This window comes from Flavobacterium endoglycinae, assembly GCF_017352115.1.
Classification (GTDB): Bacteria; Bacteroidota; Bacteroidia; order Flavobacteriales; family Flavobacteriaceae; genus Flavobacterium; species Flavobacterium endoglycinae.
The window spans coordinates 499,132-516,140 of sequence record NZ_CP071448.1 but is presented as its reverse complement, the minus strand read 5'-3'; the positions used below and the strand labels follow the sequence as shown (position 1 = coordinate 516,140).

Below are 17,009 nucleotides of genomic sequence, written 5' to 3'. Positions count from 1 at the left end.
AATTATGCGCTATGATTCTGCTGTAAAGCTCAGTTTACAAGTTTTAAACATCTTTAGGAGCACAATTTGGCAGCGGGAAGCATTCAACGAATAGTAATGTGATTTAAGAATCTGGTTGATCCTTATAATATGAATTACAAATATTAGCGAAGGAGATATCTGGTTATAGCACAATAGAAGTGAACCAGTGTAGTATTAGCGAGTGCAATTTCATAGCTCCGGGATATAAATATCAAATGTCGCACCTTGATTTTCTGCTCCGGATGCAGTAATTATTCCATTGTGGTTTTCGACAATTTTTTTTACTATTGCCAGTCCAATACCGGTACCCGAATATTCTGTTTTGCTATGCAGTCTTTGGAAGATTTGAAAAATCTTATCCTTGTATTCCATATCAAAACCGATCCCATTATCAGCAATACTTATATGGCAGTATGTAGAATCTACGTTTGCACCCAAATTTTTAATTTCGAATCCGTTTATCAGACTTCCATTTATTAAGATATGCGGCGGTATCCCTGGTTTGGAATATTTGAGCGCATTTCCTATCAAATTATTAAAAAGCTGTCTAAACTGAAAAGGAATCACTTTTGCTTCGCATAAATTGCGAATCTCTACAACAGCATTGGTTTCTTGTATTCTTTCCCTGTAATCTTCCTTAATTTCCTCCGCTAATTCCTGTAGGTTTTTAATCATAAATACCTTGTCTGTCACACTTGTTCTAACATAAGCCAAAAGATCCTGAATCAAGAGCTGCATTCTGTCTGCAGCAGCATTGATCTTTTCAAAATATTCTTTGGCAGCTGCAGAAAATTTCATTTCTTCGGTATCATTGAGCCTGCTGATAAAAGTTTGAATTTTTCGTAAAGGCTCCTGCAGATCATGACTCGATATATATGCAAAAGACTGTAATTCAATGTTCATATTTACCAAATTGACATTGGTGTTCTCCAGTTCGGCTGTGCGCTCGCTGACTTTTTTTTCTAATTCTTCCGTAAAGTTTTTTTGCTGCTGGATATCGGTACTGGTGCAAACCCATTTTTGTATTTTTCCTGCTGCATCCTTTTGAGCAATTGCGCGGCTATAAAACCATCTGTATACTCCGTCTTGCCGAAGTAAACGATGCTCCAATAAAAAGTCATCACCTGTAATTAAAGCGCTGGTCCACTTGCTGTCAAATTGCTCAAGTTCATCTGGATGGATGAGTTTTTGAAAACCTCCGGCATTTAAATCACGATAATTGATTCCTGCGTAGATCAAGACCGAAAGATTAAAATAATTCAAGGCCCCATTGGCATCTGCTGTCCATATTAGCTGAGGCAATGCATCGGCCAGCAGCCTGAATTTCAATTCGCTTTCCATGAGAATTTCGCTGTGATTTTTTTCTTCAGTTATATCTATCAGCGTTCCTATAATTTTTAGAGGTTCATGAGTAGAATCGAAAAATATTTTTCCATGCGACCTTATCCATCCCAGCTCACCATTATTTTTAATGACTCTCGCCTCATATTTATAAGTTCCGCTCTGCATCGAAAGTTCAAAAGCTTTTTCTACAACGTCAGCTATATCGTCTGGCTGAAACTGGCTAATGATATCAGCATAAGTAAGCTGTACATTTTTTTCATGTCCAAAGATGGTTGCCAAGCTTTCGGAATGTATCATCTTGTGGGTCTGGAGATCCAAGTCCCAGGTTGCGATTTGGGCAATTTCCGCTGCTAATCGCGTTCGTTCTTCAGCTTCTTCCTTTTTTTTTCTAGCTTCTACTTTTTCCGTCACATCATTCATGGCTACCAGAATGCCTTCGATTTTTTCGAAATCGTCGCAAACGGCACTATAGCTTGAAGTCCAGTAGCTATATACCATTTTTCCGCTTCTAAAAATCGGAACCCGCTGGTCTTCATGCCATGAAGCTTCTCCACTTTTTAATACGTTTTTTATTATTGGAGAAATGATATGCCACATTTCAGATAAAGATCCAGCTCGGGATTTTCCCAGTATACTGGAATGTTTGCCTCGTATACCCATAGCGTCAAGGCATGCGTCATTGTAAAAACAAGTCATATCCTTACCCCAAAACAAGAACATGGGAAACCTCGAATTAAGCATAATTCCCAGTGCAGAACGTAAAGCCATGCTCCATTTATCGATTTCACCAACACTTGTATTACTCCAATCAGCAGCTCTTATGACAGCAGTCATCTCGCTATCTTTTAAAAAAGAATTATATTTTTTACTGAACATATTAAATAGGAATTATAACAGTGTTAATAGAAAGGTATTTATTAATCTAAACATTTTCCACCGATATTGATGATGAATTTTGTGCCTCTGTTAAGCTCACTCTCCACTTGTATGTTTCCACCGGCAGCATTTATAATTTTTTTAGCCAGATAAAGTCCAATTCCAGATCCCTCAATATCTTGATGGAGCTTTCCATACATATCGAAAATCTTCTCCATTCCCTGTTCAGTTATTCCGCTGCCATTATCCTCTATTGTCAACATACATTGAGTTCCTTTTTTAAATGATTTAATTGTAATTATGGGAGGATTGTTACTGCGGAATTTTATTGAATTGGCTATCATATTATATAGTACGCTTCTGAGATTTTTTTTCGAAAACTGAATCTCATTTATTTCAAAATCCCTAATGACTTTTGCTCTTGAAGCTAAAATTGCATCTTTAAGGCTCCATTCAATAGTATCAACTATTTCATTTAAATTAACCGATTCAAGGGCAATCATATCATTTTCCACCTTTGCAATTGTTGCAATATCTGTAATCAGTCCGCGAAAGCTTTTAATTGAACTATTAATAATATTCAAATAGTTAGAATGTGTAGGATCCATTAAAGGCATTTCATCGTTCAAAATTCTAATGGTGCTCTCAATATTGCCTAAAGGAGTTAGAAGATCATGAGAGGCTGCATGGATAAAATGATCTAAATCTTCATTAATCCGCAGCAAGCTTAGATTTTTATCGTTTAATTCAGATTGGGTATGTTTTAATTCGGTAATATCATTAAAAGTTATAATCGCACCATTATTATTTTGGTTTGTCTGAATGTAGGGCATTACCATAACCTGATACCATTTGCCGTTGACAGCTTGAATTTCCTTAGTAATTACCACTCCTTTTTCTAAAACCAGCTCTGTGTCGGCAATGATAGTGTCAAATTTTATGTTTGTAGAAATATGAGTAATGGGTCTTCCAATATCTGTTTCGAGTAAGTTGATGTGTTTAATGGCTCCAGGAGAAAATTTCATAAGTCTCATTTCGTTATCAATAAAAAGCTGGCCATTGACATTACTTCTAAAATAGTTATTAAGGTCGTCATTGATTTCGAGCAGTTCCTTATTTTTTAACTGATAATCGGCGTTTATAGTATGTAATTCTTCATTTACTGACTGCATTTCTTCATTTGTACTCTGCATTTCCTCGTTTGCCGAAATTAATTCTTCATTAAAAGACTGCATGTTTTCATTTGTAGCATCTAATTTGTCATAAGAAGCAGTTAGTTCTTTCTTGATTCCTTTTAATTCTTCTTCCAGTATTTCGGTATACTTGTTGTGGAATTCTTTTTCATTGAACACTGCGTATTCATTTTTATCAGCCATTAGGCTGCTGTCATCATTAAAAACTGCAATTAATCCCTTAAAGTTGAAATCAAGCAATACGGGACTAACCGAAAGTTTTATTTGCGACACAACACCGTTCTGATTAATCAATATCCCTTTAACTCCTTTAGTTTGATTGGTCTTCAATACCTCTCTGCTCAATGAATTGTAAGCCAATGCAAGGGGAGTGGGGAGCAATTCTACCAAATTGGTGGTGAAGTTTTGCTGAATCAGGTATTTAGAAGTATTTCCGTAGGTTTTTATAACGGTATTTTCGTTATCCACGCAGACAGCAAGATAATCCATTGCGTCAGCCAGGGCAATGTTTATTTTATCAATTAGCGAGCTGTGTGAAAACCTTAAAGAATCGGCTTTCTTGACAAAGGCTTTGTGAGCTACATCAAGCATTTCAGGGAGAGCAAAAGTTCCAAAGGTTGCGGTGCGCTTGTCTTTAAGGCTTTTATAGATACGGTATTTTTTATGAACAATTTCCAAGTTTTCGATGATAGTCAATGGATTTTCGCTCGATCCTAAAAACAAATAGCCGTTAGTCTTAAGACCAAAGAACAGCATGGCATATACCTTTTTTTGTAATACAGGAGTCATATAAATCAGCACATTTCGGCAGCTGATAAAATGCATATTACAATAAGGCGGATTTTTGACAAGATCGTGCTGGGCGAATATAAGCATCCTGCGTATGTCAGGTCTGACGATATAATCATTTCCTTTTTGGTCAAAATATTTTTTTAAGTGGATCGGATCTACATTTTTCATTCTATCTTCGCTGTAAATACCCTTACCTGCCTGTTTCAAGGCTGCAGTATCAATATCGGTTGCAAATATTTTTACAATTGTATCCTTAAATTTACCTTTTAACTGCTCTTTCAACAGAATGGCCAGCGAATAGGCTTCTTCTCCTGTAGCACATCCCGCTACCCAAATTTTGATTTCTTCGTGGGGCAGCATGTTTTTCAGTAACTCTGGGAATACTTTTTCCTCTATCACCACGTAAGCATCTTTATCTCTAAAAAAGGATGTTACGCTGATCAAAAAATCATTGGCTAATGCCTTCACTTCATCGGGAGTTATGATCAATATTTCTAAATATTTTTCCAGTGCGAAGATATTAATGGATGCGGCGCGTCTTTTTGTTCTTCTAAGAAGGGTCGTCAGCTTGTAATCAGAGAAATCAAAGGATAATTTCTCCTTTATGAAGCTGGTAATCTGAAACATTATTTTTTCTTCATTTTTATTTACGTCAAATACTGTTTGATTATGATCTATATAAAATTCAATGGCACTTGGCATAAAAGCAGGTTCTAGAACCAAATCCACCATATCGGTCGCAATGGCGTGTGCCGGCATACTGCTGAATTCCGTAGTTTCAGGATTTCTGGCAATAATCATTCCTCCGGCCTCTTTGATAGCTTTAATACCTTGGGTGCCATCCGACCCTAAGCCTGAAAGAATGATACCAATAGCATTTTTACCACAGGCTGTTGCAAGTGAATTAAAGAAAGTATTGATAGTCAGATGCGGCCCATTCATTTTGCTTTTATCTGTCAGATGCAGTCTATAATCTTTAATGGTCATAAACTTATTATTGGGAATGAGATATACCACATTGTTGCAGACAATCATACCTTGCTCAGCTTCTTTTACCTCAAGTCTGCTGTGCTTTGAGAGCAGCTCAGCCATTCGGCTCTTAAAATCACTCGATAGATGCTGTACGATTATATAAGCGGCACCATCGAGTGGAGTGTGCTCAAAGAAAGTATTAATCTCTTCCAAACCACCTGCAGAAGCTCCAATAGCAATAATATAATTAGGTCTTTTCATAAGTTCTTTAATAGATTATACCAATTTTGAAAGTGGTGGATTTAAATTTAAGATTGAATATTCTTTTATTAAATAGTTTTATGTAGAATGAATTAGCAGTGCTTTCCCTTTTTGGCTGGATACCTGCATTTATATAAGAAATAGGCCTGTATTTGCAATTTAGAATGGCTTGGCAGTGAATTTGATGAGTATTTGTATATCGAATAGAAATAAATATATAAGAAGCAAATTTTATGATAAGCTTTTTGAGATAGTTCTCTTTTCTTTGTAAGGTATTGTTTTTTAACGCTAATTCATAATTTTTTGAAGTATAAATTAATTCTTTAAGTTCCTTTTTTTCTGTCAGTGTTCCAGAAAAAAGATTTTTTTTAAAACTAATGTTAATTTTTCTCTGTCTTTAAGGTTTAAATTTGCTGGAAATAATGCGAATTGAACTATTATCGCCACTGTAATTATAATGCGCTTTTAACATTGTTTTTGGGATGCAGAATTATTTTTGAAAATAAAACCCTCAATATTAATAGGTTCCCATTTTAATAATGTTATCTTTGAGCAATTAAATACATTAAAATGCAAGAAGGTACAGTAAAATTTTTCAATGAAGAAAAAGGATTCGGATTCATAACTCCTAATAATGGAGGGGCCGAAGTTTTTGTTCATGCTTCAGGTCTGTCAGAAAACATCGCTCAAAACGATGCAGTACGATATGACGTAGAAGAAGGCCGTAAAGGTCCAAACGCAGTAAACGTAGTTGTAGCATAATATACTATCACAGTTAACTTATAAAGGCACCTCTAATCAGGTGCCTTTTTTGTTTTATGGATGTGGTGTATATATATTAGTATTTATTTTTCAGGAGCTCTTCCCGCTGTAAGATGCACCCGAGCGGCAGCGAACTGGCGAAGCAATCTTTTGTGCCCAGCCTCGGGTCAATTGTATGTAATTATTATTTTTTAGGAGCTTTTTCCCGCTATCCGTTCTTATCTTTTGTGCCCAACCCCGGCACAAAAGGATTTTCACTCTTATCGGGGCTGGGGCTGCTGCTGAGACAGCAGAAGCTTCAGGCAAATCTGCATCAACTGCAAATCACGATTAATAAACATTGATAAAAGCAGCTCAAATACAGCAGCTATCAAAGTCTATAAAAAGCGCTCGTTCTCAAAGATTAAAATCCGGCAATGTAAATATAATATTGCAGAACAAGATCATCGTTTTATCAAGTGGAGTATACAAAACGGATTGGGTTTTAAAAGTTTTGAATCGGACAAACGGACCTTAAGCGGAATTGAAGTTGTGAATATGCTTAGAAAGAATCAGATTATTGAACCGGGGATACTATGTTTAAACCATTCTGTAAATTGGAGGGCTGACTTTTAAATCACTTAAATTCTTATCTTTTCTGACAGATGCAGCAGAACCTAAATTTTCCTATTTCAAAAAACTGGTAAATTAAAAAAGCATACACCCATATGGGCGCATGCTTTTAGATTATAATCTTATGGTCCTGAATTAAATTTTAGTCTGATAAACAGATTTTCCGTCTAATGAAACTTCAATTAGACCAGTCCTTTCGGTAAATGTTGTTCTTAAGACACTTCCTTTAAAAAGAGAAACATCACCGTAAATTTTTCCCGTTTCATCGGTAACATATTCGAACAATAATTTTTTGTTGTCCGGTTCGATTCCCAGCTTATAACTTGAAAACTTTGTTCCTTTTAAATCGAATGACTGCTGGGAATCGATTATTTTACCATCCGCATAGAAATTTGTAACTGCCTTGTTCAAGGTAATGTCCGGATAATATTTATTTACTTTTTCAAGCAGGGAATACTGAGCGGTGTTAGCATCTTCGAGTTTAGATGTAATGGTCTGGGCAGATGAAGCTGCTGTAAAAATAAGAGCTAAAAGTAATGTGATTCTTTTCATAATTTAAATTTTAATTGTTACAGTTTTAAAATAATCTCTAAAACTTCATAATATCTATTTTTTTGCATGATAGGTGATATTATTTCTATCAAGGTACTAAATATTTAGCCATGTAGGAAATAAAAAGCAAAGTTTTTAAGAAAATAACTATCAGAAAATGTATGCCTGCATCAGCCTGGCGGCAATTCTTATATGGCAGTGCGGTATAGTAAAGAACTATTTTTTTGGAAATGTTGCTGCTCGTTCATTCGAACCATCCGCCGTCAGAGATTGTAAATGCTGGGTTCTGTTTTCTTCTGCAGTTCTTGTGCCGCGATTCTCATACAAAAGAAATACTTTGCGAATATCTTAGATAATTGCCGTAATTTTTGTTATGCAAAAGACATAAGTCCATTTTGATGCATGAATCTGGTGCAGTAAAAAAGAAGGCATTCGGTTTTGAACTATACAGCAATTAAAGAATTTAACAGACTGGCTAATTATAAAAATGCAGTTTGACTCTTACTCCGGTTTTTGTTCGCATATTCATTTATGCAGTAGTCGTGCGCCATCATTAAGTCATAAAACTAATAAGTCTGAATTTGGCGAAGATGCCGCAGAAAGGGGCTTAAATTTTTGAGTCATTATGTGGAGGCTCCGTGTCAGAAAATAATTCCGGCAGATTCAGAACTTATTGATGCCTATACGTAAGCGGAAAAGGATTTTTAGCTGCAGAGGATTTTGCTCCCTATTTTGATCATTCCTTTTATAGTCAAATAACTATGATCCTCAGCTGAGTTTAGAAAAACATAACCTTTATCATGTAAAATTATTAGTGCCTCCATTATTACAGCCTGATTTTCCCTTTCTGCCAATATACTATTTGCAGGGGTATCCCTGGGATAATAAGCTGAAAAAACAAGCAGGGTCAATTCTTCCAAATTACAGCTTTTATTATAGCAGCAGTAAAGGGTTCTGTCGCATCTAGATACGTTTTAACTTTGCCTTTTTTAAATTCTTAAACTCATGAATACGAAAGGGCATTGCTATCCGAAATCTATTATACTGCAGGCAGTATATTTTAAGCTTAGGTTTACATTAAGCTATCGGGATGTTGAAGAGATCATGAAAATGCGAGGAGTTCATGTTGATCATGCTACCATTCAGCGCTGGGTTTTTAAGTTTACACCTTTGCTTGATTCAGAGATGAAGAAGAGAAAAAGTAAAGTAGGTAAAAGTTGGAGATTGGATGAAACTTATATCAAAATAAAAGGTATTTGGTGTTATTTATATAGAGCAGTAGATAAACTAGGCAATACAGTAGACTTTCTTTTGACAAGAAGAAGACAAAGAATGAGTGCTCAGTCATTTCTAATTAAAGCAATTGCTAATAATTACCTTCCACGAGTAATAAATATTGATAAAAGCGGTTCTAATACCGCAGCGATCCAAGTCTATAACAAGCGTTCGTTCTCAAAGATTAAAATTCGGCAGTGTAAATATCTCAACAATATTGTAGAACAGGACCATCGATTTATAAAATGGAGGATACAAAACGGGTTAGGCTTTAAAAACTTTGAATCAGCAAGACGAACATTGAGTGGAATTGAAGTTGTGCATATGCTTAGAAAGAATCAGATGATTAGACCAGGGATATCTATGTTTAAATCATTCTGTAAATTAGCAGGCTAACTTTTAAATTACGTAAATTCTTATATTTGATTCTGACAGATGCGACAGAACCAATCTAATCTTTTTTTAATTATTGATTTTATTTGGTATATCCTATTTCAGAATTCGATGTGCGATGATTGTACCACAAAACGTTCCTCACTGAAAAAAAACTTTAAATTCGCCTTTAATATTTGTGGCATAAATGGTATCAATTCCAAATTGTCAATATGGCTTGTTGAGTCTATTTATAAGGGATTTTTCAGATATTCTTTAATTGGGTTGTTGAAAGGGAAGGCCGGGTTAAAAGGCAGTTTTTGGAAGAAATCTTTTTTTATTTTATTCATATGCTGCCGCGGCTGAGTTCTTATTTTTGAAATGTGATGCTGCTGAGTGGCTTTGGTATTCATGTAAAAGAAATGAGCCCGAAACAAACGGGCTCATTATTATCAGATCTGATTATAATTCTAAAGTTTTGTATGGAGTCTGTTGTCTGTTTAAGCCCGCACCTGTTTGCAGTTTTATGCCAGACTTTGTCCTATAGGCAGTCGGGTGCTCAGTACAACCCTGTTCCAAAGATTTATGGTAATTACGGCAGTTATGATATCTGCAATCTGGTTTTCGCTGAAAAAATGCACGGCGTTTGAATAGGTCAGGTCTGATAATCCCTGTTGATGTATTAATGTTATTTCTTCCGTTATCGCCAGCACTGCTTTTTCTTCTTCTGTAAAAATATCCCCCGCTTCCCTCCAGGCGCTCAGGAGAAAAATGCGCTGGTTTGTCTCGCCGTTTTTAACCGCGTCCTGGGTATGGATGTTGATGCAGTAGGCGCAGCCGTTGATCTGAGAGGCGCGGATCTTTATGAGTTCTTTGGCTGTCTTGGAGATGGAAATCTTTGAAAGATAGCTTTCAAGGCCGATCATCGCTTTGAGTGCATCAGGGGCGGCCTGCTTGATGTTTAATCGTTTCTGCATGGTATTATTCATTTAAATTGTTCCATGCAAAATTGGATAATATGAAAAACAAAAAACTTAAACTGGTTTAAGAAAGAGCCCTCTTGCGGATTTCGCTCAAGTATTCGGGAGTGAATCCCAGATAGGAAGCGATCAGGTATTGGGGAACACGCTGAATAAATTCAGGGTGGTTGCGGACTGCCTGAAAATAAAATTCTTCTTTTGAGAACGAGAAAAGGAATTTGATGCGTTTCTGGGCCGCTGCATAAGCCCGCTGGTAGACAAAACGGAAATAGCGCTCCATCACCGGAAACTCCTCCAGCAGCTTCTGCCGCTTCTCGGGTGTGATGCAGAGCAGTGTGGATTTTTCCACTGCCTGAATATAAAACTCTGTCGGGAGCTGGTTCTCGTAGGCAAAGTTATCGGTGAGCCACCAGGTTTCTATGGCAAATTCAGTGGTCTGCTCGTTGCCTTTCTCGTTGATGTAGAATTTTCTGAGCAGCCCCTCCAGGACAAAATAATGATGCCGGCAGATCTGTCCCTGCTCCAGTAAATTTTCTTTTTTACCCGCCTCACTGATGTCGAAGAATTTTATGATCTGCTCAAAGTCATCCTCTGGTACCTTGGCGAACTTGGCTATATGTTTTTTGAATATATCGGACATTGTAATTCAAAGGCTTGTGGCTATTTGATCTGCCTGCCCCTTGTGCAGGCTTCAGGCAGAGTCCGGAAGCCTTTTTTCAGTATTTGTGATTATTGAATTTAAAGTATCAAAATTAGTGATTATATTTGGTTAAAAGCCATTATTATGAAAGCAGATAAACTAATTGAGATCATTACAGTCCAGTCAGAGATTATTGAAATCTTATCCCGGGAGTATACAGATGCTCCCAGAAGCCCTTATGAGAAAGATGAAATAAGAGATTTAATAAGACTCTTGAAAGATCTGCAGAAAGATCTTATATAATAAATCAGCTTTAAAATTTGAATTCCGGTGAACATAAGTTCCAAAAATGTTCATTGCGGGAGACCGGCCGGCCGCCTTGGGCTGTTTTTTTATTTCATATTTTTTCATATCTCCTGCACCGTTAAAGCTGCGTTGCTTTAATTCTGTTGTGAAAGCAAAATTAGGGGTTTTATTTTTAATGGAGCAGCCTTTATGATAAGCTGCACTGATCTGATCGGGCAGCACCGCCAATTGTATTGCGCTGTTTTAGTTTTAATTTTATTTTTTTGGAGCTGTTCCCGCTATGCGCTCTAATCTTCTGCGCCGAACCCCCGCGCAGAAGGATTTCCGCTTCTGTCGGGGCTAAAATGGCAGGGTAGCAGAACAGAGATAAGTCAATTTTGAAGCTCAGTAAAATAAGAATAAAAATGCGTAATACAGTTTCGAACCTAAGTTCGGCAGCAATTGATTTTACTGAGTTTTTAGTTTTGAAAAACTGCAAGTGCCACGATTTTGCCACAAAATTTAAATTGCTAAATATTTATAAATAACTGATCTAATTTTTGCAAGCCAAAAAATAGCAGCTCCACTTTTAAACAAGAAAATAAATGACGCTTTTCTGGTTTCTATTTCTTTTGGGGATATAGTTTATATAACCGTATTCATTTAAATCTTTTATGCACCTGTGGTACGTGGCAGGGCCGGTTATTCTGGCTGTTTTCATAATTTCATGCCTGTAGGCTTTGTATTATTCTCTAAGTTTATTTTTTTTTGGAGCTGTTCCCGCTATGCGCTGCAATCTTCTTCGCCGAACTCCGGCGCAGAAGGATTTCCGCTTCTATCGGGGCTAAAAGGGCAGGGAAGCATGGTCTGTTTTTGGAGAACTGGATATTTGAAATCGAAAGATAAAATTATTATGGGAGGCAGTCAGACCTGGATCCTTGAGGCTCTTTAGTGCGATGGTTTTATTTTCATTTCGCCGAGTAAGCGGCATCGGCTTTATTGGAGAATAGCAGGCCGCTGTTAAGAAATTGCACTGACCATCATATTTTTGCTGCTGTAACTAAAAAAATAACTAATTTAAGAGCAGATTATTTCAGCAGTGATTATCAGCTGAAATGAACGGCAATTGTAGATTTAATTGGGAAAAGCGGTTAGTTATGGATCTGAATGAGGGGATTGAAAGATTTTTGCGGGCACAGGGGAATGTGTACCATCAGGCACTGGATGAAATAACGAAAGGAAAGAAGCAGAGCCATTGGATGTGGTTTGTATTTCCCCAGATCAGAGGCTTGGGATTCACCGAGTACAATGTGTATTTTGGATTAAAGGACCTTAATGAAGCCTCTCATTACCTTAATCATCCCGTACTGGGTAAACGCCTGATCGAAATTTCAGAAGCGGTTCTGAGCCATGATGGCTTAACGGCACTGGAAATCTTTGGAAAGCCTGACCAGCGGAAGCTCAGATCCTGCATGACACTCTTCAGCAGGATTTCGAACGCAGATCCGGTTTTCCTGAAAGTATTGGAAAAATATTATCACGGCCAGATGGATGATAAAACCCTAGCGGTCTTAGAGTCCGCAAAGTCAGCAGCGGTAAATTTAATGCGTATGCTGAAGTCTGAGCTGAATACAGCCGCGTAAAGCTGTATCTTACAGATCAACGTATATTATTTTTACGTTCTCCCGATGCTCATCAATCAGCCTGCCTATTTCATCCCTAAGCTCCAAGTACTTAAGGGCGGATTGCTCATTTTCCTGTTTCCTTTCGATTTCAAGCCTTTCGCTTCTCTGTGCGGGATTTTCCTGACCCGTTTGGGTATGGCTGGAATCTGTCTGCTGAGTGTCTGTGCCCGTACTTTCCAGCGCATCTTTTTGCTGCCCAGCGGCCTTTGCATTGCGGAAGCACAAGAGAATATAGTCTTTGAGCAGAGCCGTACACCTGTGGACATGCTCGCCAAATCCTGCGTCTTCATCCAATAATTCATGCGGATAGGTGTAATTGATGATTTCCATTCTGGAATGCAGGTCAATTTTAAAGTAATCTATAAATTCTGCGTTTGTCACTCCGTTAAACTTATCCATTTCCATAACATTGTTTTTTAGATTTGAAAACCGATCAGGTTTCCCTGATAGGGAAAAGCGAAATCCTCAATTTTAACCGACTGGTCCAGCCATGCGGATTCGTCCTGGCGTTTGAGCATAATGGGCATCCTGAGCTTATGGTTATGGATGTACTGCATCAGATCATTGGCTTTTGTAGTTACCATGGTATAGGTGTTTTTAATCTCATCTGTCAGAGGATCTGTCCATGAAGAATACAGCCCCGCAAAAGTGAAGATTTCATCATCCTGTGAGTTGATCTGGTATTTGTCCTTGCTTTTTCCCTTCTGGTCATTCCAGTGCCATTCGTAGTATGCTGAAGCAATTATAAGGCAGCGGTTATGGGTTATGCTCTTGAAAGATGCTTTCTCGTCAATGGTTTCAATGCGGGCATTGAGCGTATTTTTCCTGAACTGGATGTCTTTTGCCCAGGAAGGCAGAAGCCCCCAGGTGTAATCCGTAGTGATTAGATGCGGAGAGGAATTCAGTATCACGGGGATATTTGGATGGGAAAACCCGTTTATAAAATCCGACTGCAGATAGGTTTCCTCATTGTCGAGTTCCGCATTAAAGCGTCTTTTGAGATCTTCTATCGAGGCATTCTGCTGGGTGTAATAACACATAATTTTCCGTTTTAAAGGCTGTTTTAAAAATGTCTTATCCTGATACTAATTTGCCCTTTTAAGGGCTTTTTTCATTTTCATGCGGCTTAAGTTTGAATAAACGATCTTATGGAATTATACCCAATAGACATCAAGCGCATTGAAAGGCTTATTAAAGAAAATGAAAAGCGAAAACAAAAGCTTAGAAAAAGAAACAGCAGAAAACTCATGTGTGGCATGCTTGTTTTCCTCTTTCTGTTTTTGCTTTTCTGTCAAAATTAATTCATTCTTAGGACTTTAAATAAATAAATGTTTAAAATTTCATTCTATGTCGCGGCAGATTAATTTCATGCTCCTGCGGATATGGCTGCCTATGGGTGCTGCTGACATCCTGTTTGATGTTGTGCTGGGTGGTATACCTTTTTTCCGAGTCCGAATATCTGGGATCAGGGATGAAAGGCATTTTCGCCATTTTGGAAATGGTGATCGTCGGGAAATGATAGTCAATTTCCACAGTACCTAAAAGCAGGTAGCAGCCTCCTCCCTGAAAAGGATTCTGGACCAGACTATCCGGGAAATGCGCCGTATCAAAATAGGCTCCTTCATGATCGATCCACGTCCCGAAATACATATTGCCCCTTTTGGTAGGCACCTGCTTGGTAGAGATCAGGTATGCCAGCATACGCACCTCTTTCTTATGGTATTTCAGAAGATCGCGAACCATTACATCCCCGCGGTATCTGGTCTGCAGCAGATCAAAAACGGTGCAGGATACCGGAAAATTCAAAAGCTCGATTTCATCAAAGGCATCCTCAAATATAGAGCGCTCCAGAACAGGCAGCTTGAATTCTTTGGCAGGCTGCTCAATGAGCATAAGCCCGCGGTTCTCGGGCTTGAAATTATTCATCAGAAGGCTTACCTGCACCAGCAGCTGGTTTTTGGTTTTTCCCGTAAAGCGGAAAGCCCCGATGAAAATAAGCACCTTCACATTCTCAATTCCCATCGGAACCCTGTTTATGAAATCTTCCAGCGATTTATAGATGCCGTTTCTCTCTCGCTCTGTAGCGATGAACTGAGAAAGTTTGGAATCAAGGCCCTGCAGGTGCATAAAGCCCAGATAGATATCGCTGCCGTAAAGCACGGTTTCATATCCGCTTTTATTCACGCAAGGGGTATGGATAACAGCGCCGGCCATTCGAGCCTCATGCACATAGATTTCAGTGCGGTAGAATCCTCCCTGATTGTTGATGACGGCCACCATAAATTCAACAGGGTAGTGCACCTTAAGATAAAGGCTCTGGTAGCTTTCTACGGCATAGGAGGCAGAGTGCGCTTTGCAGAAAGAATAGCCTGCAAAGGATTCGATCTGGCGGTAGATTTCCTGGCTCAGCTGTTCGGGATGCCCTTTTGCGGCAGCTGAAATAAAAAAATCGTCCTTTACTTTCTGAAGTGCCGCTTTTGAGCGTCCCTTGCCCGACATGGCACGCCTTAGGATATCTCCGTCGGCGGCTGAGAGCCCTCCGTAATGCAGGGCAATTTTGATGACATCCTCCTGATACACCATAATGCCGTAGGTTTCTCCGAGCTCGCGCTCAAAAACCGGATGGAAGTATTCAAATTTTGTAGGATTGTTATGTCGGAAGATATACTCCTTCATCATTCCGGACTGCGCAACCCCAGGGCGGATAATCGATGATGCCGCGACAAGCGTTTTATAGTTGTCGCATTTCAGACGGCGGAGAAGGCCCCGCATAGCAGGGCTCTCAATATAAAAGCATCCTATGGTTCGCCCTTCTGCAAGATAGACGTTTGCGGAGGGTTCGTTTTTTGAGATTCTCGTGTCTCGGATATTGATGCGGATTCCTCTGTTCTGTTCAATTATTTTTACCGTGTCATCAATATGTCCGATGCCTCTCTGGCTGAGGATGTCAAACTTGTCAAAGCCGATATCTTCTGCCGTATGCATATCAAAGAGCACAATGGGAAAACCTTTCGGGGGCATTTCCAGCGGGGTGTAATTGGTGAGAGGCTCTTCGGAGATCAGAATCCCACAGGAATGCATGCTTCTCATATTGGGATATTTCTCCAGCATCATGCCGTATTCCTGCACCAGTTTGACAATGGAGTTGGTCTGGTGGAGCTTCATGGGATTTTTGGCCAGCATGTCCAACTCGTCTTTGGGAAGTCCGAAAACTTTGCCGACTTCGCGGAAAATAGAGCGGTATTTGAATTCCACATTCGTGCCGCAGAAAGCCACATTCTCATAGCCGTAGCGGTCGAAGATGTACTTCAGGATCACATCCCTTTCCTTCCATGACCAGTCGATATCAAAATCGGGAGGGCTCTTGCGGTTTTCATTCAGGAACCGCTCGAAATACAGGTCTAGCTCCAAAGGGCAGATGTCCGTTATTCCCAGACAGTACGCTATAATGCTATTGGCGCCCGAGCCCCTTCCGATATGCAGGAAACCGCGGCTGCTGCTGTAGCGTATGATATCCCAGGTAATGAGAAAATAGCCGCTGAATTCAAGGTCATTGATCACTTTGAGCTCTTTTTCCACACGCGCTTTTGCTTCGGCATTATGGCGTCCGTACCGCCATACCAGACCTTCTTCGGCCAGAGTGGTCAGAAGGGCAATGTCTCCCGCTTTATTTTTGGTGTAATATTTTTTGTTTTTCGGACTTTCAAAATCATAATGAAAATTACAGTGCTCGATGATGTGCCTTGTATTCTGGATAATCTCGGGATAATCTTTATACAGGGCAATAAGTTCTGCTTCGGGAATCATCATATCTGATTTTCTGCAGCAGTCATCAGGTGTGAGTTTGGACAGAAGTTCATTGAGGTCAACCGCGCGCAGGATCCGGTGCAGGTTGTATTCCCTTTTGGTGCGGAACACCACCGGCTGAAGGATAACCATCTTGGAAATCTTCTTTTTAAGTTCAGGCATAAAAAGCCTTCCGAGCTGGTCTGGCTCAATGCCGATATATTCATTTTCGCCAAGCACTGCCGGCGCATTTTCCAGCGTATAGATAAAATAAACCGATTCAAAATCGGGAGCCTTTTCCGGCAGGGGATTTCCGCTGAAATTATGATCGGTCAGAAAACGGTTCATCTGGGCAAGCCCTGTAGCATTTTTGGCAAGCCCTATATAGCGGAATATGTGCCTGCAGCGGAATTCTATTCCAACTAATGGTTTTATGCCCGAGACCTCGCAGCCTTTTATAAAATCATAAATCCCAGTAACGGTATTGATGTCGGTCAATGCCGCAGCCGTTGCGCCGCAATCCGCTGCCTGCCTGATCAGATCATCCAGCGGAATGGTGCCGTAGCGCAGCGAATGAAAAGAGTGGCAGTTGAGGTACATG

The 17,009-nt window shown here is 39.2% G+C and carries 13 protein-coding genes; 5 read left to right on the top strand and 8 right to left on the bottom strand.

All coding sequences use genetic code 11. The features are described 5' to 3' along the window. Positions 1–210: 210 nt before the first annotated feature. On the bottom strand, positions 211–2,199 hold the full coding sequence (locus J0383_RS02180; RefSeq protein WP_239023220.1) for a sensor histidine kinase: 1,989 nt from the start codon (positions 2,197–2,199) through the stop codon (positions 211–213). An 83-nt stretch (positions 2,200–2,282) separates the two neighbouring features. Beyond that, a complete protein-coding gene (locus J0383_RS02175) occupies positions 2,283–5,459 on the bottom strand; it encodes a chemotaxis protein CheB (RefSeq protein ID WP_207296817.1) in 3,177 nt (1,058 codons plus the stop codon). A gap of 570 nt (positions 5,460–6,029) precedes the next feature. On the opposite strand from J0383_RS02175, the gene J0383_RS02170 reads away from it, so the two are divergent. Both J0383_RS02170 and J0383_RS23825 read left to right on the top strand, forming a co-directional pair. After that, positions 6,030–6,221, top strand: a complete 192-nt coding sequence (locus J0383_RS02170; RefSeq protein ID WP_091490833.1) for a cold-shock protein — start codon at positions 6,030–6,032, stop codon at positions 6,219–6,221. Between the two features lie 306 nt (positions 6,222–6,527). Next, the gene (locus J0383_RS23825) at positions 6,528–6,836 is read left to right on the top strand and encodes a DDE-type integrase/transposase/recombinase (RefSeq protein ID WP_207298638.1); all 309 of its coding nucleotides are present in this window, start codon (positions 6,528–6,530) and stop codon (positions 6,834–6,836) included. Between the two features lie 132 nt (positions 6,837–6,968). Here J0383_RS23825 and J0383_RS02160 read toward each other — a convergent pair whose 3' ends face one another. Next, positions 6,969–7,385 carry a hypothetical protein gene (locus tag J0383_RS02160; RefSeq protein WP_207296816.1) on the bottom strand — a complete coding sequence of 139 codons (417 nt, stop codon included), beginning with the start codon at positions 7,383–7,385 and terminating at the stop codon, positions 6,969–6,971. 1,005 nt (positions 7,386–8,390) lie between these two features. Here J0383_RS02160 and J0383_RS02155 point away from each other — a divergent pair. Beyond that, entirely contained in the window at positions 8,391–9,056 is a 666-nt protein-coding gene (locus J0383_RS02155) for an IS6 family transposase (protein WP_207296815.1), read from the top strand. Between the two features lie 500 nt (positions 9,057–9,556). On the opposite strand, the gene J0383_RS02150 is transcribed toward J0383_RS02155, so the two are convergent. Together J0383_RS02150 and J0383_RS02145 are read right to left on the bottom strand one after the other, a co-directional pair. Continuing rightward, on the bottom strand, positions 9,557–10,009 hold the full coding sequence (locus J0383_RS02150; protein WP_207296814.1) for a carboxymuconolactone decarboxylase family protein: 453 nt from the start codon (positions 10,007–10,009) through the stop codon (positions 9,557–9,559). A 67-nt stretch (positions 10,010–10,076) separates the two neighbouring features. Beyond that, on the bottom strand, positions 10,077–10,652 hold the full coding sequence (locus J0383_RS02145; RefSeq protein WP_207296813.1) for a Crp/Fnr family transcriptional regulator: 576 nt from the start codon (positions 10,650–10,652) through the stop codon (positions 10,077–10,079). Between the two features lie 144 nt (positions 10,653–10,796). Here J0383_RS02145 and J0383_RS02140 point away from each other — a divergent pair, with 144 nt between their 5' ends. Then, on the top strand, positions 10,797–10,955 hold the full coding sequence (locus tag J0383_RS02140; RefSeq protein WP_184160561.1) for a hypothetical protein: 159 nt from the start codon (positions 10,797–10,799) through the stop codon (positions 10,953–10,955). A 1,139-nt stretch (positions 10,956–12,094) separates the two neighbouring features. Continuing rightward, positions 12,095–12,580 (top strand): DUF1810 domain-containing protein, encoded by a 486-nt coding sequence (locus J0383_RS02135; RefSeq protein WP_207296812.1) that lies wholly within the window; start codon positions 12,095–12,097, stop codon positions 12,578–12,580. Between the two features lie 9 nt (positions 12,581–12,589). Here the strand turns inward: J0383_RS02135 and J0383_RS02130 are convergent, their stop codons facing one another. The 3 genes from J0383_RS02130 to J0383_RS02120 form a co-directional block, all read right to left on the bottom strand. Further along, positions 12,590–13,027: a hypothetical protein gene (locus J0383_RS02130; RefSeq protein ID WP_207296811.1), complete on the bottom strand. Its 438-nt coding sequence runs from the start codon at positions 13,025–13,027 to the stop codon at positions 12,590–12,592. An 11-nt stretch (positions 13,028–13,038) separates the two neighbouring features. Next, positions 13,039–13,662 carry an SOS response-associated peptidase gene (locus J0383_RS02125; protein ID WP_207296810.1) on the bottom strand — a complete coding sequence of 208 codons (624 nt, stop codon included), beginning with the start codon at positions 13,660–13,662 and terminating at the stop codon, positions 13,039–13,041. A gap of 292 nt (positions 13,663–13,954) precedes the next feature. Next, a complete protein-coding gene (locus tag J0383_RS02120; RefSeq protein ID WP_207296809.1) occupies positions 13,955–17,008 on the bottom strand; it encodes a DNA polymerase III subunit alpha in 3,054 nt (1,017 codons plus the stop codon). Between the last annotated feature and the right edge of the window lies 1 nt (position 17,009).

Bases quoted from the DNA above. Each gene is read 5' to 3' on its own strand.
- J0383_RS02180 (WP_239023220.1), bottom strand. From the start codon at position 2,199: ATGACTGCTGTCATAAGAGCTGCTGATTGGAGTAATACAAGTGTTGGT.
- J0383_RS02175 (WP_207296817.1), bottom strand. From the start codon at position 5,459: ATGAAAAGACCTAATTATATTATTGCTATTGGAGCTTCTGCAGGTGGT.
- J0383_RS02170 (WP_091490833.1), top strand. From the start codon at position 6,030: ATGCAAGAAGGTACAGTAAAATTTTTCAATGAAGAAAAAGGATTCGGA.
- J0383_RS02160 (WP_207296816.1), bottom strand. From the start codon at position 7,385: ATGAAAAGAATCACATTACTTTTAGCTCTTATTTTTACAGCAGCTTCA.
- J0383_RS02155 (WP_207296815.1), top strand. From the start codon at position 8,391: ATGAATACGAAAGGGCATTGCTATCCGAAATCTATTATACTGCAGGCA.
- J0383_RS02150 (WP_207296814.1), bottom strand. From the start codon at position 10,009: ATGCAGAAACGATTAAACATCAAGCAGGCCGCCCCTGATGCACTCAAA.
- J0383_RS02145 (WP_207296813.1), bottom strand. From the start codon at position 10,652: ATGTCCGATATATTCAAAAAACATATAGCCAAGTTCGCCAAGGTACCA.
- J0383_RS02140 (WP_184160561.1), top strand. From the start codon at position 10,797: ATGAAAGCAGATAAACTAATTGAGATCATTACAGTCCAGTCAGAGATT.
- J0383_RS02135 (WP_207296812.1), top strand. From the start codon at position 12,095: ATGGATCTGAATGAGGGGATTGAAAGATTTTTGCGGGCACAGGGGAAT.
- J0383_RS02130 (WP_207296811.1), bottom strand. From the start codon at position 13,027: ATGGAAATGGATAAGTTTAACGGAGTGACAAACGCAGAATTTATAGAT.
- J0383_RS02125 (WP_207296810.1), bottom strand. From the start codon at position 13,662: ATGTGTTATTACACCCAGCAGAATGCCTCGATAGAAGATCTCAAAAGA.
- J0383_RS02120 (WP_207296809.1), bottom strand. From the start codon at position 17,008: ATGTACCTCAACTGCCACTCTTTTCATTCGCTGCGCTACGGCACCATT.